Origin of the sequence: Streptosporangium canum (genome assembly GCF_900113865.1) — a bacterium.
Taxonomy (GTDB): domain Bacteria; phylum Actinomycetota; class Actinomycetes; order Streptosporangiales; family Streptosporangiaceae; genus Streptosporangium; species Streptosporangium canum.
Window position 1 is genome coordinate 24,655 of record NZ_FOQY01000051.1, and the last position, 20,587, is coordinate 45,241.

Annotated in this window: 16 protein-coding genes; 4 read left to right on the forward strand and 12 right to left on the reverse strand. The window is 71.8% G+C overall.

Annotation, left to right across the window (positions count from 1 at the left end; translation table 11 throughout):
- Nucleotides 1-105: 105 nt before the first annotated feature.
- Together BM085_RS39855 and BM085_RS39860 are read left to right on the forward strand one after the other, a co-directional pair.
- Nucleotides 106-2,256: a UvrD-helicase domain-containing protein gene (locus BM085_RS39855; protein WP_093891947.1), complete on the forward strand. Its 2,151-nt coding sequence runs from the start codon at nt 106-108 to the stop codon at nt 2,254-2,256.
- A 431-nt stretch (nt 2,257-2,687) separates the two neighbouring features.
- Nucleotides 2,688-5,000, forward strand: a complete 2,313-nt coding sequence (locus tag BM085_RS39860; RefSeq protein WP_093891948.1) for an ATP-binding cassette domain-containing protein — start codon at nt 2,688-2,690, stop codon at nt 4,998-5,000.
- Nucleotides 5,001-5,133: 133 nt separating this feature from the next.
- Here BM085_RS39860 and BM085_RS39865 read toward each other — a convergent pair whose 3' ends face one another.
- The 5 genes from BM085_RS39865 to BM085_RS39885 all read right to left on the reverse strand — a co-directional run bounded on the left by BM085_RS39865 (nt 5,134) and on the right by BM085_RS39885 (nt 8,102).
- The gene (locus tag BM085_RS39865; protein ID WP_093891949.1) at nt 5,134-5,913 is read right to left on the reverse strand and encodes an SDR family NAD(P)-dependent oxidoreductase; all 780 of its coding nucleotides are present in this window, start codon (nt 5,911-5,913) and stop codon (nt 5,134-5,136) included.
- Nucleotides 5,914-6,090: 177 nt separating this feature from the next.
- Nucleotides 6,091-6,438 (reverse strand): hypothetical protein, encoded by a 348-nt coding sequence (locus BM085_RS39870; RefSeq protein ID WP_093891950.1) that lies wholly within the window; start codon nt 6,436-6,438, stop codon nt 6,091-6,093.
- Complete coding sequence (locus BM085_RS39875) at nt 6,435-6,848, reverse strand: acyl-CoA thioesterase (protein ID WP_093891951.1); 414 nt, start codon at nt 6,846-6,848, stop codon at nt 6,435-6,437. The genes BM085_RS39870 and BM085_RS39875 overlap by 4 nt, the downstream gene beginning before the upstream one ends.
- 3 nt (nt 6,849-6,851) lie before the next feature.
- Nucleotides 6,852-7,475: a TetR/AcrR family transcriptional regulator gene (locus tag BM085_RS39880; RefSeq protein ID WP_093891952.1), complete on the reverse strand. Its 624-nt coding sequence runs from the start codon at nt 7,473-7,475 to the stop codon at nt 6,852-6,854.
- 186 nt (nt 7,476-7,661) lie between these two features.
- Nucleotides 7,662-8,102: an STAS domain-containing protein gene (locus BM085_RS39885; RefSeq protein ID WP_093891953.1), complete on the reverse strand. Its 441-nt coding sequence runs from the start codon at nt 8,100-8,102 to the stop codon at nt 7,662-7,664.
- Between the two features lie 366 nt (nt 8,103-8,468).
- On the opposite strand from BM085_RS39885, the gene BM085_RS39890 reads away from it, so the two are divergent.
- A complete protein-coding gene (locus BM085_RS39890) occupies nt 8,469-8,840 on the forward strand; it encodes an STAS domain-containing protein (RefSeq protein ID WP_093891954.1) in 372 nt (123 codons plus the stop codon).
- A 301-nt stretch (nt 8,841-9,141) separates the two neighbouring features.
- On the opposite strand, the gene fxlM is transcribed toward BM085_RS39890, so the two are convergent.
- The 5 genes from fxlM to BM085_RS39915 all read right to left on the reverse strand — a co-directional run bounded on the left by fxlM (nt 9,142) and on the right by BM085_RS39915 (nt 16,218).
- Nucleotides 9,142-10,314: a methyltransferase, FxLD system gene (fxlM, locus tag BM085_RS39895; RefSeq protein ID WP_093891955.1), complete on the reverse strand. Its 1,173-nt coding sequence runs from the start codon at nt 10,312-10,314 to the stop codon at nt 9,142-9,144.
- A gap of 191 nt (nt 10,315-10,505) precedes the next feature.
- Nucleotides 10,506-11,501 carry an NAD-dependent epimerase/dehydratase family protein gene (locus BM085_RS39900; RefSeq protein ID WP_093891956.1) on the reverse strand — a complete coding sequence of 332 codons (996 nt, stop codon included), beginning with the start codon at nt 11,499-11,501 and terminating at the stop codon, nt 10,506-10,508.
- Between the two features lie 68 nt (nt 11,502-11,569).
- Nucleotides 11,570-13,795, reverse strand: a complete 2,226-nt coding sequence (locus BM085_RS39905; RefSeq protein ID WP_425443296.1) for a SulP family inorganic anion transporter — start codon at nt 13,793-13,795, stop codon at nt 11,570-11,572.
- 128 nt (nt 13,796-13,923) lie between these two features.
- The gene (locus BM085_RS39910) at nt 13,924-15,468 is read right to left on the reverse strand and encodes a hypothetical protein (RefSeq protein WP_093891958.1); all 1,545 of its coding nucleotides are present in this window, start codon (nt 15,466-15,468) and stop codon (nt 13,924-13,926) included.
- A 183-nt stretch (nt 15,469-15,651) separates the two neighbouring features.
- Nucleotides 15,652-16,218, reverse strand: a complete 567-nt coding sequence (locus tag BM085_RS39915) for a YbhB/YbcL family Raf kinase inhibitor-like protein (protein WP_093891959.1) — start codon at nt 16,216-16,218, stop codon at nt 15,652-15,654.
- 102 nt (nt 16,219-16,320) lie between these two features.
- Here BM085_RS39915 and BM085_RS39920 point away from each other — a divergent pair, with 102 nt between their 5' ends.
- Nucleotides 16,321-19,704: an AfsR/SARP family transcriptional regulator gene (locus tag BM085_RS39920; protein WP_177245508.1), complete on the forward strand. Its 3,384-nt coding sequence runs from the start codon at nt 16,321-16,323 to the stop codon at nt 19,702-19,704.
- Nucleotides 19,705-19,732: 28 nt separating this feature from the next.
- Here the strand turns inward: BM085_RS39920 and BM085_RS39925 are convergent, their stop codons facing one another.
- Nucleotides 19,733-20,014 carry a hypothetical protein gene (locus BM085_RS39925; RefSeq protein WP_093891961.1) on the reverse strand — a complete coding sequence of 94 codons (282 nt, stop codon included), beginning with the start codon at nt 20,012-20,014 and terminating at the stop codon, nt 19,733-19,735.
- A 1-nt stretch (nt 20,015) separates the two neighbouring features.
- On the reverse strand, nt 20,016-20,587 hold a 572-nt coding region (locus BM085_RS39930; RefSeq protein ID WP_143121291.1), incomplete at its 5' end, for a DEAD/DEAH box helicase.

Sequence of the window (20,587 nt, forward strand, 5' to 3'; positions counted from 1 at the left end):
TGCCGGACGGCCGAACCCGGCCTCCGTGCTGAAAAACATCGCACGGTAGACGGTCGCGGTCGTATGATCCACTTTCTCCGGTCGCCCCCCACAGGAGGTTCGCCCATGCCCCAGCTCGCCTTCGCCAACAGCTTCTGGGAGTCCTACGACCGCCTGGAGAAGCCACTCAAGGCGGGGGTGCGCAAGGCCATGGAGAAGTTCCAGCGGCTCACCATCGCGGAGCTGTACGCCGATGAGGGCCTGCACCTGGAGTCGGTGACCAACGCGCGGGACCCGAGAATGCGGACCATCCGCATCACCCTCGGCTGGCGCGGCGTGGTGCTGGCGCCGGACGACGGAAGCGATGTCTTCCTGCTGCTGAACGTCCTTCCCCACCAGGAGGCCTACGGCTGGGCGGCCAAGCGCCTCTACACCGTCAACACCGCCACCCGCGCCCTGGAGGTGCGCAACGTCGTCGCCATCGAGCAGCTCACGCCCGCTCTCGAAAAGGCCGCGGCCGCGGCGCCGGCGCTGCTGCTCTCCCGCCACTCCGACACGGTGCTGCGCGACCTCGGCATCGACGACCAGGTGCTGCGCGCCGTACGGACGATCATCGACAAGCCGCAGCTGGAGGCGTTCGCCTCGCTGTTCCCCGAGGACCAGTTCGAGGTGCTGCAGTTCCTCGCGGAAGGCTTCTCACCCGAGGAGGTCTACCGGGACGTCGTCGCCGAGCGCCGGCCCGCCGACGCCGCGCCTGAGTCCACCGAGAGCCTCGCGATGGCCATCGCCAACACCGCCAGCCGTATCACCCTCATCACCGAACCCGACGAGCTGGCCGAGATCCTCGACAAGCCGTTCGCGGCGTGGCGGGTTTTCCTGCACCCGTCCCAGCGGCGGGTGGCCTACCGGGGCTCCTACAACGGGTCGGCGCAGGTGACGGGCGGTCCGGGAACGGGCAAGACGGTCGTCGCCCTGCACCGGGTCAAACACCTGCTCTCCCGCTCACCCGGCAGCCGGGTACTGCTCACCACCTACACCACCGCTCTGGCCAGGACACTGCGCGAGAACCTGGCGCTGCTCCTCGACGACGGCAAGCAGCTGGCCCGGGTGGACGTCACCACCGTGAACGCCTTCGCGCACCGCGTCGTCCGCGACCTGTCCGGGCGTGCGCCGTCCCCGATCGGGGACGCCGACGAACGGCAGATCTGGCGGCGGGTCCGCCGGCAGTTCGACCTGCCGTGGACGGAGCAGTTCCTGGCGCAGGAGTTCCGGCACGTCGTCCTCGCCCAGCGCGTCAGCAGTGGCGAGGAGTATCTGCGGGCCGAACGGCGGGGGAGAGGCTCGGCGCTCGGGCCGCGTCAGCGGGAACGGGTCTGGCAGGCGATGGAGGCGTTCTCGGCGGAGTTGCGTACGGCGGGCGTCACCACCCACCTGCAGATGTGCGCGCGGGCCACCCTTCTGCTCGGCGGCGCGGATCTCACCCGGCACGGCTACGACCACGTGGTCGTCGACGAGGCCCAGGACCTGCACCCCGCGCAGTGGCGGGTGCTGCGCGCGGCGGTCCCGGAAGGACCGGATGATCTCTTCATCACGGGTGACCCGCACCAGCGGATCTACGACTCCCGGGTGTCGCTCGGCGTCATCGGCATCTCCGTCACAGGACGCAGCAGCCGGTTGCGCGTCAACTACCGCAACACGGCGGAGATCCTCACCTGGTCGACCGGGGTACTCGGCGAAGCGCGGATCGAGGAGCTCGGCGGCGGAGGCGACGACAGCCTGGCGGGCTACCGCTCCCTGCTCCACGGCAAGCGGCCGCACACCGCCGGCCATCCGACGGAGCAGGCCGAGGTGACGGCGCTCGTGGAGCAGGTGAAGGACTGGATCGGGCAGGGCGTCCGGCCGAGTGAGATCGCCGTCTGCACCCGGTTCAACGTCCTGCTGGACAAGGTGAACGACCGGCTGACGGCCGCGGGCATCCCCGCGGTCCGGGTGAAGGACCACCCCGGTGTGGACGTCGAAGGGGTGCGTCTGACGACCATGCACGCCATGAAGGGGCTGGAGTTTCGCTGCGTCGCGGTGGCGGGGGTGAGCGCGAGCGCATTCCCCTTCGCACGGGAGATCACGCCGCCGGAGGTGGACCGGATACAGCACGACAGCGACATGCTCAGGGAACGCTGCGTGCTCTTCGTCGCGTGCACCCGGGCCCGTGACGCACTGCACGTGTCCTGGAGCGGGACGCCCAGCCCGTTCCTGTCGCCTGTTTCCACATCTCATTGAGGAGGCGCAGGGGCGGGGCGTAGGGCACCGTCGCTGAGGCCGTCACGCGCCGGCGCGACCACTGAGCTCGGCAAGTTTCTTACGATCATGTCCGGCAGCGTCGACGACCTGGAGAAAGCGGCCCCCGCGCAGCGGTAGCGGCACGCCAGGGCCCACCGTCGGTGAGAGCGGCATGGATGCCTTGGCGCTTTCGCCGAGCGCGACCCCGGCCGCTGAGCATGACGCCGGCGTCACGCGACCCCGGCCGGCACCGTCGGTCGGGTGGACAGCGGACCGCAACGCGACCGCGTCGACGGAAGAAAACCAGACGTACTACTCGAAGCTGGTTAGATCGAGCGAGGCGACGCCGAGGGAGACCGCGGAAGCGGCCTCACATGTACAGGCCCCACCTATCCAGGCCCCGCATCCCCACATATACGGATGGAGACACGATGAGCATGGCCATGAGTCCGGACGCGCAGTCGCCTGCGCCGCATGCCGCCGACAGCCACGATCTGATCCGTGTGCAGGGCGCGCGTGAGAACAACCTCAAGGACGTCAGTATCGAGATCCCGAAGCGCCGGCTGACGGTGTTCACCGGCGTCTCCGGCTCGGGCAAGAGCTCGCTGGTGTTCGGCACGATCGCCGCGGAGTCGCAGCGGCTGATCAACGAGACCTACAGCGCCTTCGTGCAGGGCTTCATGCCGACGCTGGCGCGGCCGGAGGTCGACGTCCTCGAAGGGCTGACGACGGCGATCATCGTCGACCAGGAGCGGATGGGCGCCAACTCCCGCTCCACCGTCGGCACCGCCACCGACGCCAACGCGATGTTGCGGATCGTCTTCAGCCGGCTCGGCGAGCCAAGTGCCGGGCCGTCGTTCCACTACAGCTTCAACCTGCCCGCCGGCGCCTGCCCGCGCTGCGAGGGCATGGGCAGCGTGACCGACATCGACCTGTCCCAGCTCTACGACGACTCCAAGTCGCTCAACGAGGGCGCGATCACCGTCCCCGGCTACAGCATGGACGGCTGGTACGGCCGGATCTTCAGCGGCTGCGGCTTCTTCGACCCCGACAAGCCGATCCGCGACTACACCGAGACCGAGCTGCGTGACTTCCTCCACCGCGAGCCGACCAAGATCAAGATTGACGGCATCAACCTGACGTACGAGGGTCTGGTTCCGAAGATCCAAAAGTCGATGCTGTCGAAGGACAAGGAGGCGCTGCAGCCGCACATCCGGGCGTTCGTGGAGCGGGCGGTCACCTTCACCGCCTGTCCCGAGTGCGGCGGCAGCCGGCTCAACGAGGCGGCCCGCTCCTCCCGGATCAAGGGGGTCAACATCGCCGACGCCTGCGCGATGCAGATCAGCGATCTGGCCGAATGGGTCCGCGGTCTGGAGGATTCGTCGGTGGCGCCGCTGCTGGCCACGCTGCAGCAGTCCCTGGAATCGTTCGTGGAGATCGGGCTGGGCTACCTGTCGCTGGACCGGCCCTCGGGCACGTTGTCGGGCGGTGAGGCGCAGCGCGTCAAGATGGTCCGCCATCTGGGCTCCTCGCTCACCGATGTCACCTATGTCTTCGATGAGCCGACCACGGGGCTGCACCCCCATGACATCCAGCGGATGAACGATCTGCTGCTGCGGCTGCGGGACAAGGGCAACACGGTGCTCGTCGTGGAGCACAAGCCGGAGACGATCGCGATCGCCGATCATGTCGTCGATCTGGGTCCGGGGGCCGGTACGGCGGGCGGCGCGGTCTGTTTCGAGGGCAGTGTCGAGGGGTTGCGGGCCGGCGCCACCCTCACCGGCCGTCATCTGGACGACCGGGCCGCTCTCAAGCAGACGGTGCGCACCCCCTCCGGCGTGTTGCAGATCCGCGGTGCGCGGGCGCACAACCTGCGCGATGTCGACGTCGACATCCCGCTCGGGGTGCTGGCGGTGGTGACCGGGGTGGCCGGGTCGGGGAAGAGTTCGCTGGTGCACGGGTCGATCCCGGCGGGTGCCGGGGTGGTGTCGATCGGCCAGGGGGCGATCCGCGGCTCGCGGCGCAGCAACCCGGCGACCTACACCGGGCTGCTGGAGCCGATCCGCAAGGCGTTCGCGAAGGCCAACGGGGTCAAGCCGGCGCTGTTCAGCGCCAACTCGGCGGGGGCGTGCCCCAACTGCAACGGCGCGGGCGTCATCTACACCGATCTGGCGATGATGGCCGGGGTGGCGACCGTCTGTGAGGAGTGCGGGGGCAAGCGGTTTCAGGCCTCGGTGCTGGAGCACCGTCTGGGCGGCCGGGACATCAGCGAGGTGCTGGCGATGTCGGTGAGCGAGGCCGAGGAGTTCTTCGGCGCGGGTGCGGCGCGCACGCCGGCCGCGCACGCGATCCTGGGGCGGCTCGCCGACGTCGGGCTCGGTTATCTCAGTCTCGGCCAGCCGCTGACCACGCTGTCGGGTGGTGAGCGGCAGCGGTTGAAGCTGGCCACGCACATGGCCGACAAGGGTGGTGTCTACGTTCTGGACGAGCCGACCACCGGTCTGCACCTGGCCGATGTCGAGCAGTTGCTCGGTCTGCTGGACCGGCTGGTGGATTCGGGTAAGTCGGTGATCGTGGTGGAGCATCATCAGGCGGTCATGGCGCACGCGGACTGGATCATCGACCTCGGTCCGGGGGCCGGTCACGACGGCGGCCGGATCGTGTTCGAGGGCACGCCCGCCGATCTCGTCGCCGCCCGCTCGACGCTGACCGGCGAGCACCTCGCGGCCTACGTCGGCGCCTGACCGGGGCCCTCGCGGACACCGTGGGACGAGTTCTCTCATCTGTTGCGACTCGTCCCACACGCTGCCCTGCATCCGGCTTCACATCACGCCGCGAGGCTCTCACCCGTGCTTCCGTGACGGACTCAGCGAGTACTCAGTGAGTGGAGAACCCGCCGTCGACGAAGATCGCCTGCCCGGTGACGTAACCGGAGGCGCGGCCGGCCAGGAACACCGCCGCGCCGGCGAAGTCCTCGGCCAGACCGTTGCGCCCGACCATCGTGCGCGCGGCCAGCGCCGCCACCTTCTCGGGGTCGGATGACAGCCGGGCGTTGAGCGGCGTCATCACGAATCCCGGCACGAGCGTGTTGCAGGTGACGCCACTCGGCGACCACGCCTCGGCCTGTGAGCGGGCCAGCGACTCCAGCGCTCCCTTGGAGACGCCGTAGGCGCCGCTCTGGACGAACGCCCTGTGTGCCTGCTGGGAGCTGATGTGGATGATCCGCCCGAATCCCCGTTCCGCCATACCGGGACCGAACCGCTGTCCCAGCAGGTAGGGCGCTTCCAGGTTCACCGCCATCGTGACGTCCCACACGTCATCGCCCAGCTCGGCCATCGGCGGGCGCAGGTTGATCCCGGCGCTGTTCACGAGGATGTCGGGCTCCCCGAACGCCTCGACCGCCTTCTCGGCCGCCACCCGCACACCATCGCGTGTGCTCAGGTCCGCGCTCACCCAGGCCGCACGGCAGCCGTGGGCCGTCAGCTCGTCGACCGTGGCGATCAGGTCCGCCTCCCTGCGCGCGACGACCACGACGCTCGCCCCCGCGCGCGCGAGGGCCCCGGCTATGGCGCGGCCGATGCCGGAACTCCCGCCGGTCACCACGGCGACCCGGTCGTCCAGCGAGAACAGTTCGGACAGGTAAGGCTGTGTGGTCATGGCGGCACACTTTAGAGGATCGACTCCGGAGCACCGAACGGGGCCGGTGCGCCTGACGGGCAGCGGGTCGATCGAGATCGATGTGGACGGCGAGGTCCGGGGGCTGGTGCGCCTGACGGACATCGGGCAGGAGGCGACGGGCGCCCCCTCGCGGCCGGCCGAGACGGCCCTGCGGTGTTACCGGCGGCCGGCGGCGGCGGGGCTGTCCCAGGTGGCGGAGGTCAGCGTGCCGCGATCGCGGTAGGCGCGCATGATCTCGACGTGCAGCGGGTGCCGGACGAACGCCCGCAGGTCGCTCTCGGCCCGCCACACCGACACCGACCCGATGCGGCGGCGCGGCAGGTCGGCCCAGAGCCACACTCCGATCGCGCCCGCCAGCTCCGGCCACAGCCCGCTCAGCCGCCACCCCGCAAGGCAGGCGCGCGGCAGGTCGACGATCCGGTGCACGCGGAAGTCGGTGCGGCTGACCACGACCGGCCCGTCGCCGCGGGGCTCGGGGCCCGGGATCCAGCGCGACCGGATCACGCGGCCAGCGCCTTCGCGGCGTCGCGGGTCTCATCGCTGAACGGCGTGGGCCGCAGCGTGGCGGGGTCGAGGTTGACGTTCACCCGGCGGCCCTCGGCGTGCACGGTCTGGCCGTCGGGCGACAGGACGCGGAAGCCGTAGATGCCGCTGGTGTTGCCCATGCGCTCCATCCAGAAGTGCACCAGTGGCTCGCCCGCGCCCATGATCGGCACGTGATAGGTGATCTGGAACTCCCGGACCGCGAGGAAGACGTCCTTGAACCGGGACCGGGCCGGGTCGAAATGCCAGCCGAGTTCGGTCCAGAAGGCGCTGATGGCGCGTTCGACGAGCACGCCGTAGTGGGCGTTGTGCAGCAGGCCCATGGCGTCGAGGTCGTCGAAGTGCACCTGGACGGGACGGGTGTGGGACAAAGGTCAGTCCTCCGGGAGGATCGAAGGGTCGGTGGCGAGCGCGCGCAGCCGGTCGAGGACCGCTCTGCGGGCGTGGCGGTAGGCGGCGTCGCTGTCGCGCAGCCGGGCGTGGGTGACGGCGGCCTCGCCCAGCGCCTCGATCTCGTAGGCGAGCTGGGCCGGGTCGGCGGTCAGCTCGCCGAGGTCGACGGCGTCTTGGACCCGGTGTTCGAGGTAGCCGAGCCAGTCGTCCATGGCGGCGGCGACGCCGTCCCTGACCGGGCCGGGACGGTCGTCGAACTCGACCTGGGCGACGAAGAAGAAGCAGCCGCCGGGGAGCACGCCGTCGGCGTAGAAGGCGAGGCGGGACTCATGGAGGGCGAACAGCCGCCTGAGGCCTCTGGGGGCGGTGGCGGTGGGGGCGATCACCCGCTCGAGCCAGAGGCGGCGGGCCCGGTCGATGCAGTCGAGCTGGAGCTGCTCCTTGTCGCGCCAGTGGGCGAAGAACCCGGATTTGCTGACGCCGGCGGCCTCGGCCAGGCGGCCCAGGGAGAGGCCGCCCAGACCGTCGACGGAGGCCAGGGCGACGGCCTGGTCGAGGATCGCTTCGCGGCTGCGCTGGCCGCGCAGTTTTCTTCCGTCGGGCATGGAGGAAACGGTAACACAATAAGACCGATCGGTCGTTCTTTTTTTTATTGGAACGACCACCGCAGGGCCCCATGGATGGGAGGACGGCACCGTACGGCCTCCGGAAGATCCGCCGCGATGTCCTGGCCCACGTCCCGGCCCGTCCACCACAGCCGCCCCCCGGTGCGGTCGCCGTACGGGAGGGGGTCAGGGCGCGGGTGGCGTGCCGTCCGGGTCCGGTGGCAGGGGGCGCCCGCCGCCGGGCAGTTCCGGCCGGGCCTCGGCCGCCTGGCGCAGCGCGTCATCGGAGCTGGGGTGGATCTCGAAGGCCTTGCGGAGGCCGGTGATCGTCAGCACGCGTGCCAGGGGTCCGTGAACGCCGCTGAGGACGAAACGGGTGCCCGTCGCCTCGCTGTGCTGCAGGGCCGAGACCAGCTCGCTCAGCCCGACCGAATCGCAGAAGGTGACCTCCGTCAGGTCCACGATGAGAAAGGGACTGTCGGGCCCGTCCCAGATGCGGCGTAGCTGCTCCCGTAAGAGCGGGGCTGAATGGAACCCGAGCTCTCCGCCGACGCGGACCACGGCCGCGTTCTCGCGGAGGTCGCACGAGATGGTGAACGCCGAGCCGTGCCCGGCACCGAACAACATGATGAGCTCCTTACGCCTACGGGTTTCAGGGCAGGCGTGTCCCTTCCTATCAGTGTTACGGATCTCCTCACGCACGCCGAGAGCCGGCGGCGGTCGCGCGGCCCATCCCGCCGGCCGTACATGCCCGCCGCCGTCACCGGCCGCCGGGTTCACGCGATGACCGGGAGGCCGTCGCGGGCCGTCGGTAGGATGAGCGTGGTCGCGCCGGCCCTGATCGTCTTCCCGCCGTACGGGCCGGTGAGCGGCCGCGAAGGATGTGAGGAAGCGGGTGAGCGACGTGGACGTCCCGCGGGCCGCCACGGGCCGGAGATCGGCATCGGCGCGGCATTCCGGGCATCCCGCCCGCCCTGATTGGAGAGGTGCCCGGTGACCGCTGCCGTCCGATTCACCCTTGAAAGCGGTGCGCAGCAGGCTGTGGCGCCGGTGCAGGTGATCGCGCTGTCGGGTGATCTCGACTTCACCAACGCCGAGCAGTTGCGCGACGACATCCAGGCCGCCCTCACCCCGGACCATCGGGATCTGGTGCTGGACCTGACCGGGCTGGACTTCTGTGATTCCACCGGGATCAGGATCTTCCTGGCCATCCGTAAACTCCTGCAGGAGCGCGGCGGCGCCGTCGCCCTGGCCGGCCTCAACTCCCGGCTCACCAGGATCTTCCGGCTGACCGGGCTCGCCCAGGCCTTCACCGTCCAGCCCACCGCCGCCGACGCCGTCACCCTCCTGCGCTCCCGCCCCTGACCCCGCCTCCGGCGCGTACGGCGCCGGCGGGCGATCGCCGGACCCGTCCACGGCTCCCGCCTGAGACGCCTGAGACCCCTGAGACGGCTGAGACGGCTGAGACGGCTGAGACGGCCGACGGGACAGGGAGGCGTCCGGCAGGGACGGCGGTCCGGATGAGCTCCGGGGAACGTCTCCCGGCGGGTGGCCACCCACTGCGGCTCAGCGGGCGGCCAGCGACTCTTCCCACCCCCGCTTCCCCGCAAGAGGAGGACCAATCGCCTCCAGCGGGAGGAGACCGGTCGAGGGCTCGGCGCGGGGCTCAGCCGGTGTCCCAGGACAGGACGAGCGTGGTGTGCCGTTTGCGGATGACCAGCCCGCCGACGGGCACGGCGCCGACATGGGCGTCGACGCGCAGTCCGTCCGTCATCGGACGTCCTGCCCTGTCCCATGCCTCGATGTGGGCGACGAGATCACCGGCGAGCCTGGCCGCGTCGGGTCCGAAGGCCCGCGCGACGAGGGTGTCGTACGCTTCCGACTCCAGCACGCAGAGGCTGTCGCCTTCGACGATTCCGATGACCATCTTGAAGCCCCGCAGGTCGAGGGGGCCCGACGCCAGCCGGCCGGGCTGTGTCTCCGACAGGGTGCACCAGCGGGGTTCGCGCACCGCCAGCCACAGGCTCAGCCCGTCGACGAGCTGCGCGAGCCCCGTGTTCACCTCGGAGAACAGCTCGGTGACCGGGCCGTCGAGCGCCGTCAGAAGGTCGCCGATCTCGCCCCCCTCCGGCAGCGAGATCGTGAGATCGGATCCGGGATCCAGCACCCGGGTCGTCTCCGGGCCGGCGGAGGGACCTCGCATCCGCATGAACCCGCAGGGCACCACCGACCGGCTCCTCCAGTGCCCGTCCGCCCGCTCCAGGGCCACCGAGCGCTGCACCCCGTGCAGATCCAGCGGGGCGACGACGCGCCCGCCGGGGCCGAGCTGGTCCAGCCAGGCCGGGGCCAGGTCCCACACCCCGACGGTGGCGATCACCCGGTCGTAGGGGGCCCGCGGCGCGAACCCCTCCGCGCCGTCCCCGCACACCACGATCACCTCGGGATACCCGGCCCGCTCCAGGTGGTCGCGGGCCCGCGCGACCAGGTCGGCGTCGATGTCGACGCTCACGACCTGACCTTCCGGCCCCACCAGGTGGGACAGCAGCGCGGCGTTGTAGCCCGTCCCCGACCCGATCTCCAGCACCCGCTGGCCCGGCTCCACGCCGAGCTGGTCGAGCATCAGGGCCATGATCGCCGGCTGTGACGACGAGCTGATCGGCCGGCCCTCCGCGTCGCGCTTGGTCACGATGGCGTCGTCCTGGTACACGGCGTGCACCGGGACCTCCGGCAGGAACACGTGCCGGGGCACCGCCCGCAGCGCGTCGGCCACGGCCGGGCTGATCCTGCGCTCGCACACCTGCGCGACCAGGTCCTCCCGCAGGTCATGCCATTCGGTCATCGCCGGCCTCCACGCCAGTCGCCCGCTTCTCCGCGCCCTGACGGAGTCTCATGCCCCAGCGGAGCCGGAGAGATCAGGGAGCCTGCCCGGACAGGCGCCGGTCCGCCTCACGCCGCCCCCTCCCCGTCGCGGAAGCCCTGGGGAGGGGGCGGCGTGCGCGTCTGAGCCGAGCTGGATGTCCGTGGAAGGCTTTATGCCCACTCGGCGAGGATTCCGGCCTCCTTTTCGGGGTCGATGCCGTGCCGGCCGAAGGAGCGCTCCGCCACGGGGATCTCGCGGAGCCACGCCCAGGTGTCGCGGACGGTCTCGGCGACGGGGCGGCAGCGCAGCCCCGCCGCGTGGGCCTTGGCGGACGACGGCAGCCAGAGCCCGGCGAACTCCGGGGTCCGCGGGGCCCAGAGCGGCAGCTCGGTCCAGGGCTGGATCTCCCGGTCGAGCAGGAACCGGTCCTTCACCCAGACGAACTCCGCGTCCGAGCCGGTTACCGCGCGGCACTCGGCCAGCCAGTCGCCGAAGGCGATGTTGCCCTGCACCCCGCTGGCGAAGAAGCGGTCGTTCACCCCGGCCTCCGCCTGGGTCAGGGTGAAGGCGGCGATGTCGCGGACGTCGATGACCTGCATCGCCACGTCCGGATCGCCCGGCGCGAGCACCCGCCCGCCCCGGGCGATCCGGGTGAGCCACCAGGGCAGGCGGCCGACGTCCTCGTGCGGGCCGAGCAGGAGGCCCGGCTCGATGATCAGGACGTTGCCGTCGAAGCCCTGCTCCACCGCGCGCTCGCAGCCCGCCTTGAGCGTGCCGTAGTCCCCGTCCTCGGGCCCGGCGTCCGGGGCGCACTCGAACCGGGGCGCGCTCTCGTCGACCGCCCCGGGCTCCGGCCAGTCGGAGCAGGCCGAGATGCTGGAGATGAAGGTGTAGGTGGCCGCCCTGCCGTTGAGCGCGCGCACCGACTCGCCGACGACGCGGGGGACATAGCCGCAGACGTCGACGACGATGTCCCACCGCCTGCCGTCCGTGAGGCGCGCCAGATCCTCGACGACCTCGCGGTCGCCCCTGACCGCCTCGACGCCGGGCAGGTCGACACCGCTCCTGCCCCGGTTGAACGTCGTTACCTCATGCCCGCGCCGTAGTGCTTCCTCGACGATCGCCCGGCCGAGGAAGACCGAACCACCGATGATCAGAGTCCTCATAGCGTCTCATTCTTCGACCCGCTCCGGCAGTGGACAACGTGCTTTCACCCTTGGCGCAAGCCGTCCGCTCAGAGCGGACTGGCCGTGAGCGGCGGCTGTTCGAGGACGTGGACCTGGGCCGTGCCGATGTCGAAGTAGAGGCCCACCAGTTGCAGGCGTCCGGCCCGGACGAGCCGGTCCACCTGGGGATAGGTCCGCAGGTTCTCCAGCTGCTGGATCACGTTGACCCTGCAGAGGCGGTCCAGCGGGCCGTCGTCGAAGCCGTCGCTCTCGGTGGCGATGAACCGGGCCAGGCTGTGGTTGCCGTGGTGCAGCCAGCGGCTGAGCGCGGGCAGTTCCGTCGCCTTCTCGTAGCCGCTCAGCAGTGTGGCCATGGCGCCGCAGCCGGAGTGGCCGCAGACCGTGATGGTCTGGATGTTGAGCGCGCCGGTGGCGTACTCGATCGCCGCCGCCACCGAGTCGTCCGGCGGCGCCGCCCCCAGGCGCGGCACCAGGTTGCCGATGTTGCGGACGGTGAACAGGTCGCCGGGACCGCTGGCGGTGATCAGGTTCGGCACGACCCGGGAGTCCGCGCAGGTGATGAAGAGATGGGAGGGATCCTGCTTGCGGGCCATCGCCAGCAGGAACGGGCGGACCAGCGGAGCCGTGCGACGGTGGAACTCCCGTGCCCCGGCGAGCAGGTCGGGCACGGCGGGACTGCCCTCCGCCGGTGAGTGCACGGCGGGGCCGCCCTCCGGCGGTGGGTGCTGGGCGGGCACCAGGGAGCTCGCGGGCGCGGGCCGTCCCCGCCGCCGATGGGCCCAGGGCAGCCACCAGCGCTCCGGCGCGCGCGGCGGCGTCTTGGCCGGGAACATCCGGGCCCCGCTGGCGGCCATGGCGTACCACTCGTCGTGGATCTCGTCGATGTCGACGGTGCCGCCGCCGCGTTCGTGGTCGTGCCGCCAGGTGTGGATGGCCTCGAAGGCGGCGTTGTCCATGAAGTCGATGTTCAGGTCCAGCTCGACCGCGGCCCCGGCCGGTACGGCGCGCAGCTCCGAGGTGAGCCTCGGCACGCCGAGGAAGGTCAGCGAACCGCCGATCAGCACGTGCCAGCGGCCGTCGGGCTCGGGCTTGGCCCGTACGGTGATCCAGGTGAGGCGGCGCAGCGCCGACAGCATGGCGAGGCCGAAGCCGAACAGCACACCCTCGGCGAGACCGACCAGCACCACTCCGGCCATGGTGGCGACGTATATCGGGATCTCGCCGTGGCCGCGGAGGTTGCGCAGATGCCCCAGGTTGACCATCTGGACGCCGATGAAGACCAGCAGGGCGGCCAGCGCCTCCATGGGGATCAGCGTGATCGTCCACCCCAGGCAGACCGCGAACACCAGGATCCACAGGCCGTGCATGACCGTCGACCAGCGGCTGCGCGCCCCGGCGCGGACGTTGGTGGTGCTGCGCACGATGACCCCGGCGATGGGCAGGCCGCCCAGCGCGCCGGTCACCATGTTGGCCACGCCCTGGGCGGTGAGCTCCCTGTCCAGGTCGGACCGCTTGCCGTCGTGCAGCTTGTCGGTGGCCACCGAGGAGAGCAGCGACTCCACTCCGGCCAGCAGCGCCACCAGCAGCACCGCCCCGATGATGCCGTGCCAGTCACCTCCGGGCCAGATCGGCGTGGCCCACTCGCTCAGGCTCTGCGACAGGTCGACCCGGGTGACGTCCCAGCCGAGGGCCCCGGCGGTCGCCGAGGCGACGAACAGGGCCGCCAGTGGCGCCGGGACGATCCGCAGCCGCTGCGGCAGCCGGGTCCAGCCGACCAGGACCGCGATGGTGAGCAGGCCGACGAAGACCGCGTGGCTGTGGTTGTGGATGATCTGCTGGGGCAGCTCGATCAGGTTTCCGATCGCCGATCGCTGCGGGCTGCCGCCGAGCACCACGTGTAACTGGGAGAGGGCGATCACCACGCCGACCCCCGCGAGCATGCCGTGCACCACGGCGGGGGAGACCGCCAGCGCCGCGCGGGCGACCCGGAACAGTCCCAAAAGGAGCTGCAGGGCGCCCGCCATCAAGGTGATCATGCAGGTGGCGCGCCAGCCGTACGTCGTCACCACCTCGGCCACCACCAGTGAGAGCCCGGCTGCGGGACCGCTCACCTGGACGGCCGAGCCGCCCAGGGAGCCCGCCACCAGGCCGCCTACCACGGCTGCGATGAGCCCGGCCGCCAGTGGTGCTCCAGAGGCCACGGCGATGCCCAGCGAGAGGGGCACCGCCACCAGGAAGACCACCAGGGAGGCGGGCAGGTCATGCCGCAGCACGGATGTGATGCCACTCTTCGCGAGCGACCGGTAACTCTTCGTGTCCGTCCCCATGAGACAGACCTTATGTTGTGTGCCCCTCCCCGCTTAAGCGGTTATCGGAGGCCTTTACGCGGGGCGGGGAGAAATCAGCGGTAATAGTCGGGGTAATCCGGCTCCTGTGCCCGGTGGTGGTTGCCCCGGGAGCCGGCGCGATCCTGTCCCTCGGGAGTGGTGGCGGTCCCGGTGGGACCGGTGCCGTAAAGATCGTCGTAGCTCGGCCAGCTCGCGCCGGCACCGGCGCCGCCACCGGAGGCGGGCTCCGGCCAGGCGGCGGGGGGCACGGGGGTGGGAGTCGCGGGGGCGGCGCGCCGCCCGTCGGGCTGGTAACCGTAGCCGCCCGCGGCGGCCCCCGGCCGGGCCTCGGCCGTGCGGTCGTCATAGGCGGAGACGCTGCGGGAGGGCCCCGTCGGAGTCGAGATCGCCGGGGTGGGGCCGGTGAGCGCGTCGTCGTCGATGGTGGCCCAGCCGGCGCTCACCTCGTAGGAGGCGGCGGGCGGGGCGCTGTACACCGGCGTCTGGTACGAGTTGTAAGAGGGCGCCGGGTCGTCGAGTATGTCGGCGGTGTTCGCGGCCGCCCAGCCTCCCGAGCCCGGAGCGGTGGCCTGGGCCCAGGGATTGTCGGCGACGGGCCTGGAAGGTTCGGGCGAGGCGCCGTAGGGCGCCGCGAGCGGGTTGCCGGCGCTCGGCGTCGCGGGGAAGCCGCCGCTGGTCGTGGGGCCCATCGGGGGCATCGGGGGGAGCGGTCCGGCGCCGGAGTCCGAGCCGAGGGGCCCGCCGGTCGCGCCGAGCGCGGGCATCGAGCCGCTGGAGGTCGCCGGGCCGGTGCCGCGTGAGTAGGGGCCGGCGAGCGGGTCGCTCAACGGGTCGGGCCGGGAGGGGGCGCCGTTGCCCGGAGCGGAGCCGCGGCTGCTCCTGCGGGAGCTCGAACGCGGGGTGCGGTTCTCACCGAAGGCGCCGGGCGTGGGGGCCGCGAAGGTGACCGTCTTCTGCTCGGCCAGGGCGGAGGTCGTGGGGGCCGGGTTCGGCTGGACGGGGCCGACCAGGTCGGACAGGCCCGAGGGCAGGGCGGCGGAGGCGACGGCCGGCGCGGGGCTGGTCGCGGGCCGGGGCTGCGGCGCCCGGTTCGGCAGCGGTGCCTGCATGGTCACCGCGTCGGCGTCCACCCGGGGCTGCGGCGCCCGGTTCGGCAGCGGGACCTGCATGGTCGCCTCGGCGTCCACCTGGGGCGAATCGCCCTCGACGGGACGGCTGGCACCCATCCGAGCTGCCAAGGACCCTCCGAAACCGCCCTCGTCAGCCTGGAGCCGCGTCCAGTAGTCGTCGTCGTAGTCGTCGGCCTGGCCGAACTCGTTCACGCCTCGCTTGCCGCGCGAGCTCGCCGGGCGCGGCTGGCGCGGCGGCTTGGGCTCGTCGAACGGGGTGAGGTCGGGCGAGAAGTGGTTCATCTTCGGCTCGCGCGTGGCGAAGTCGTCGGTGGACGTGGTGGGCGTCTGCGCCTCCTTCTCCGCCATCTCGCGCAGGCGCTCCGCGGGGAGCGCGCTCTCCCTGCGGTTCATCGACCGCATTCCCAGTGCCACGACGACGAGCACGAGGAGCACGACGGCGACCAGGCTTACTACGACCGCGATCATTGCACCACCCTCAAGGCCATGGCCTTCCAGCGGCGCCGGTGAGGTCGCGCGGCCATCGACGCGACCTGCCCCCTTGCATCACCTGCGCTCGGACATTGGATCTGATTGTGTCGGACCACTATGAGCGTTGTCACACCCTAAGTGAAGAATCGGTAACCATTACTACCTCCGGTGTTTGGCCTGTCACTCGATGTGCGCCGTGGTGAGACGTCCCCAGGCGATCGTCTTGTCCGCGATGCTCTTCAAGGTCTGGTCGAGGGAGGCGCCCTTTTTGAGGTTGACCTTGTCGTTGAGCGCGTAGACGGTGAAACGATAGTTCTCCTGGGCGTGGCATGGAGGGGTATAGCCCACCTTGCCGCCTGTCGTGCTTCCCTCCAGGGCTCCCACCGGGATGCTGTTGTCGGCCAGCTCGTTGGTGCGCGGGTCGATGTCGAACACGACCCAGTTCACCTCTCCACCGGTACGTGCGTTGCTGTCGGCCACGATCGCGACGGACTTCGTGCTGTCCGGGACACGCGACCAGCGCAACGGCGGGTTGCCTGCCGAACCGTTGCACGAGTAGTCGGACGGCAGAGGAGCACCGTCCTTCAAGCGGGGACTCGAGACGCTGATCGGCTCCAGCTGCAGCCTATCGGCAGCGGCGGAACTGCCCACCATCCCGCAGCCGGAGGAGAAGACGACGAACGCCGCGGCGATCGCCGTTCCGACGGCCTGCCGCGGGCGGCGCGTAGACGTGTTCGGCTGCCCCATGCCCGATGATGCTACGCGGGTCTGGAAGATGCGCAGACCGGATCGCGAGGTTCCATGGCGCGGAAATGCCCGGGAATCGGACAGAATCGAAGGATGGAGGGGGTGAGGTTGGACACGGAAATGACCTTCGCCATCCTCGGGCCCCTGGAGATCCGCCGGTGCGGTGAGAGCGCGGAGATCGCGGGACAGCGCCTGCGCACCCTTCTCGGCCTGCTGCTTCTCGACGCCGGCCGGATCGTGCCCGTCGATCGGCTGATCGCGGGGGTGTGGGAGGACCGCCCGCCGAACGCGGCGGGAAACGCGCTGCAGGCCCTGATCTCCCGATTACGCGCCGCGCTGGCCGATCAGCGTGGATTGGTGGAGGCCGACGCGGCCGGCTACCGGCTGGCCGTCGACCCCGACCGGGTGGACGCCCACCGGTTCACCCGGCTGGCCGCCGAGGGCCGCGCGGCCCTCGCGGCGGGCGCTCCGGCCGACGCCGCGACCGCCCTGCACACCGCGCTCGCGCTGTGGCGCGGGCCCGTCCTGGCCGATCTGGGAGGCAATGACGCCGTCGCCGCCGCGATCACCGGGCTGGACACGCTCCGCCTGGCCGCTCTTGAAGACCGGGTCGAGGCCGACCTGCTGCTCGGGCGGCAGAGCGAGGTGGCCGCGGAGCTGCCCGGTCTGATCGCCGCCCACCCGCTGCGCGAGCGGTTCCGCGGCCAGTTGATGCGCGCCCTGTACGGCTCGGGCCGCCACGTCGAGGCCCTGGCCTCCTACGAGGAGGCCCGCGCGGTCTTCGCCGGCGAGCTCGGCGTGGACCCCTCGCCCGAGCTGGCCGGCCTCCACCTCTCCATGCTGCGCCGCGAGTGGGCCGAGAACTCCGTGCCGCGCCGCGAGCGGGCCGGGAACGGCCTGCGGCCCCCGCCGCCCGGCCGGGACGGCCGAGGGCTTCCGCCGCGAGGTGAGACCGGCGCGGAGGCTCCGCCGCGGGTCCGGAGCGGCCCGGAGACCCTGCCGCCCGGCCGGGACGGCCGAGGGCTTCCGGCGTCCGCGGAGGCCCCGCGGCGGGGCAACCTGCCGGCCAGGCTCACCAGCTTCGTCGGCCGGGAACGCGACGTGGCGCGGACCGCCGAGCTCCTCGCCGGACACCGGCTGGTCACCCTGCTCGGTCCCGGCGGCGCGGGCAAGACCAGGCTGTCGATCGAGTCGGCCGAGGCGGTCGCCGGGCGGATGCCCGACGGGGTGTGGCTGGTCGAGCTCGCCCCGGTGGCCGAGCCGTCCGAGGTCCCGCAGGCCGTGTTCTCGGCACTGGAGCTGCGCGACCCCCCTCCGCCGGCGTCCCCCGCCACCCCGGGGGCGATCCCCCTGCCCGCCGCCCGTGACCCGCTGTCCCGCCTCGTCTCCGGCCTCGCCGGGAAACGGCTGCTGATCGTCCTGGACAACTGCGAGCACGTGGTCGAGGCGGCCGCGGCGCTCGCCGACCGGGTGCTGGCGAGCTGTCCCGGGGTGCGCGTCCTGGTCACCAGCCGTGAACCGCTCGGCATCACCGGAGAGATGAGCCTGCCGGTGCCGCCGCTCGGCCTCCCCCCGGTCGACGGCGACCCGGGCGACGCCCTCGACTACCCGGCCGTCCGCCTGTTCGCTGAGCGTGCCGCGGCCGTCCGCCCCGGTTACCGGGCCGAGGACGAGGCCGCCGCGGTGGTGCGGATCTGCCGCGAGCTCGACGGCATGCCGCTCGCGATCGAGCTGGCTGCCGCCCGTCTGCGCTCGCTCTCCGCCGAGCAGATCGCGCACCGGCTCGACGACCGCTTCCGCCTGCTGACCGGCGGCAGCCGTACGGCGTTGCCCCGCCACCAGACGCTCCGGGCGGTGGTCGGGTGGAGCTGGGACCTGCTGGACGAGCAGGAAAGGGTGCTGGCCCGCCGCCTGTCCGTCTTCGCCGGGGGCGCGGCCCTCGACTGCGCCGAGGAGATCTGCTCGGGGCACGGCCTGGACCGGGCCGAGGTGCTCGACGTGCTGGCGCGGCTGGTGGACAAGTCCCTGGTGGTGGTCCAGAGCCACGGCGCCGCCGTCCGCTACCGGATGCTGGAGACCATCCGCGCCTACGCCGCCGAGCGGCTGGCCGAGTCGGGCGAGCAGGGCCGCGTACGGCTGGCCCACGCGATGTTCTTCACCGAGCTGGCCGAGAGGTCCGATCCCGGCCTGCGCGGTCACGGGCAGCTCGCCGTCGTCGCCGAGATGGCCGCCGAGCACGACAACCTGTCGGCCGCGCTGCGCTGGGCCGTCGAGGCGGCCCGGTCCGGCCTGGCGCTGCGGCTGGTCGGCGCCCTGGGGTGGTACTGGTGGCTGCGCGGCTACCGGGTCGAGGGCGCCCACCGCGCGTACGAGGTGCTCAGGCTGGCGGGCGACGACGCCGACCCCGCCCGGCTCGCCCTGGCCCGCGCCTCCTACGGGGCCAACGCGGTGGGCGGCGGCATCCAGCTCGACACGGCGCGCGCCGAGCTCGCCGAGGCGGTACGGCTGGCGCGTGAGGAGCCGGCCCGGCCGTGGCACCCCCTGATCGTGCTGGCGGGCCCGATCATCGCGCTGGTCACGGGTCTGCCCACCGGCGACGACCACCACCTCGACGAGATGCTCGCCCATCCCGACCCCTGGGTGCTCGCCTCGGCACGGCTGTTCCAGGGGTTCGACCACCTGTCCATGGGCCGCATCCCCGAGGGCAGGGCCGAGCTGTCGGCCGCCCTGCGCGGCTTCCAGGAGGTCGGGGACCGCTGGGGCGTCGCCAACGTGCTCGCCTCGCTGTCGGACCTGCACTTCCTCCACGGCGAGCCCGAACGGGCGCTGGGGGAGGTCCACCGGGCCATCACCCTGATGGAGGAGATCGGCGCGGTCGACGAGGTCGCCTACATGCGGGGCCGTCTGGCGGTCGGGCTCAACCTCACGGGGGACAGGGCGGCGGCCGAGGAGATCCTGGAGCAGACCCTCCGCGACGCCGTCAGGAGCGGGGACCGGATCGCCGCCCTGACCCTGCTCAGCGCCAGGGGGGACTTCGCCCGCGAGGACGGCAGGCTCGACGAGGCCAGGCACTACTACGCCGAGGCCATGCGGGTGGTCGACGAGACGCCCAGCGTCTCGCTGCAGATGCGGGCCTCGGTCAACGCGGCCCTGGGCCTGCTGGCCGAGCAGGAGGGCGACCTGCCCCGCGGCAGGCGGCTGCTCGGCACCGCGCTGGAGCAGGCCTCGAAGTCGGCGGACGTGGCCGTGATGGGCCTGGTGCTGATCGGCTGCGCCGGGCTGGTGCTTTCGGAGGGCGCCCCCGCCACGGCGGCCATGCTCCTCGGCGGCGCCGCCGCGGTCCGCGGCATCGACGCGGTGGTCGACTTCGACCACGTGCGGATCACCGAGCGCACGATGGCCGCGCTCGGCCGGCAGGAGTACTTCCGGCACTACGAGCGCGGCCGCCTGCTGCCCCGAGAGAAGATCATCGCCCTGGCGGGCTAGAAGCCTTGAGGGCGGGGCGGGAGGTCGCCTAATCGCCGTTCAGCTCCCGGTAGGGCTTCCTCAGCAGGTCGACGAGCGGGATGTGCCGCACCTTGACCGGTGGCGGCTCCAGCGCCCGCAGCAGAAGGTCCGCGGGGGCCGCCGCGACGTCCGGCCGGGGCCGCAGCCGGCTCAGCGAGACGCCGGGGGAGTAGAAGTCGGCCGTCCGCCGGTCGAACGGCGCATCCGGCGCCGCCCCGTCTTCCACCGGGTCCCGCCCGGCCGGCGGAACCGGCGGGGCGGACGAGGCCGCGTCGCTCTCGTGGGGCATGTCAGCTCACCGCCCCGGGGCCGAGGCTGAACAGCTCGCGCAGGTGCTCGGTGGACAGGTTCGTGATCCAGTCCTCGCCGGCGCCGACCACGCTGTCGGCGAGTGCCTTCTTGCGTTCGATCATCTCGTCGATCCGTTCTTCCAGGGTGTCCACGCAGATGAACTTGCGGACCTGGACGTTCCTGCTCTGGCCGATCCGGAAGGCCCGGTCGGTGGCCTGGTTCTCCACCGCCGGGTTCCACCACCGGTCCACGTGGATCACGTGGTTGGCGGCGGTCAGGTTGAGGCCGGTGCCGGCCGCTTTCAGCGACAGCAGCAACAGCATCGGCTCGTCGTCGCGCTGGAAGCGCTCGACCAGTTCCTCGCGCCGGTTCTTGGGCAGTCCGCCGTGCAGCCACAGCACCGGCCGGTCCAGGTGGGCGGTCAGGTAGGGCTGCAGGAGGGAGCCGAACTCGGTGTACTGGGTGAAGACCAGGGCCTTGTCGCCCTCCTCGACGATCTCCTCGGCCAGTTCCTCCAGGCGGGCCAGCTTCCCCGACCGGCCGGCCAGCCGCGAGCCGTCCTTGAGCAGGT

Excerpts from the sequence above, each read along its gene's own strand:
- BM085_RS39855 (WP_093891947.1), top strand. The coding sequence starts at position 106 with ATGCCCCAGCTCGCCTTCGCCAACAGCTTCTGGGAGTCCTACGACCGC.
- BM085_RS39860 (WP_093891948.1), top strand. The coding sequence starts at position 2,688 with ATGAGCATGGCCATGAGTCCGGACGCGCAGTCGCCTGCGCCGCATGCC.
- BM085_RS39865 (WP_093891949.1), bottom strand. The coding sequence starts at position 5,913 with ATGACCACACAGCCTTACCTGTCCGAACTGTTCTCGCTGGACGACCGG.
- BM085_RS39880 (WP_093891952.1), bottom strand. The coding sequence starts at position 7,475 with ATGCCCGACGGAAGAAAACTGCGCGGCCAGCGCAGCCGCGAAGCGATC.
- BM085_RS39885 (WP_093891953.1), bottom strand. The coding sequence starts at position 8,102 with ATGTTGTTCGGTGCCGGGCACGGCTCGGCGTTCACCATCTCGTGCGAC.
- fxlM (WP_093891955.1), bottom strand. The coding sequence starts at position 10,314 with ATGACCGAATGGCATGACCTGCGGGAGGACCTGGTCGCGCAGGTGTGC.
- BM085_RS39900 (WP_093891956.1), bottom strand. The coding sequence starts at position 11,501 with ATGAGGACTCTGATCATCGGTGGTTCGGTCTTCCTCGGCCGGGCGATC.
- BM085_RS39910 (WP_093891958.1), bottom strand. The coding sequence starts at position 15,468 with ATGATCGCGGTCGTAGTAAGCCTGGTCGCCGTCGTGCTCCTCGTGCTC.
- BM085_RS39915 (WP_093891959.1), bottom strand. The coding sequence starts at position 16,218 with ATGGGGCAGCCGAACACGTCTACGCGCCGCCCGCGGCAGGCCGTCGGA.
- BM085_RS39925 (WP_093891961.1), bottom strand. The coding sequence starts at position 20,014 with ATGCCCCACGAGAGCGACGCGGCCTCGTCCGCCCCGCCGGTTCCGCCG.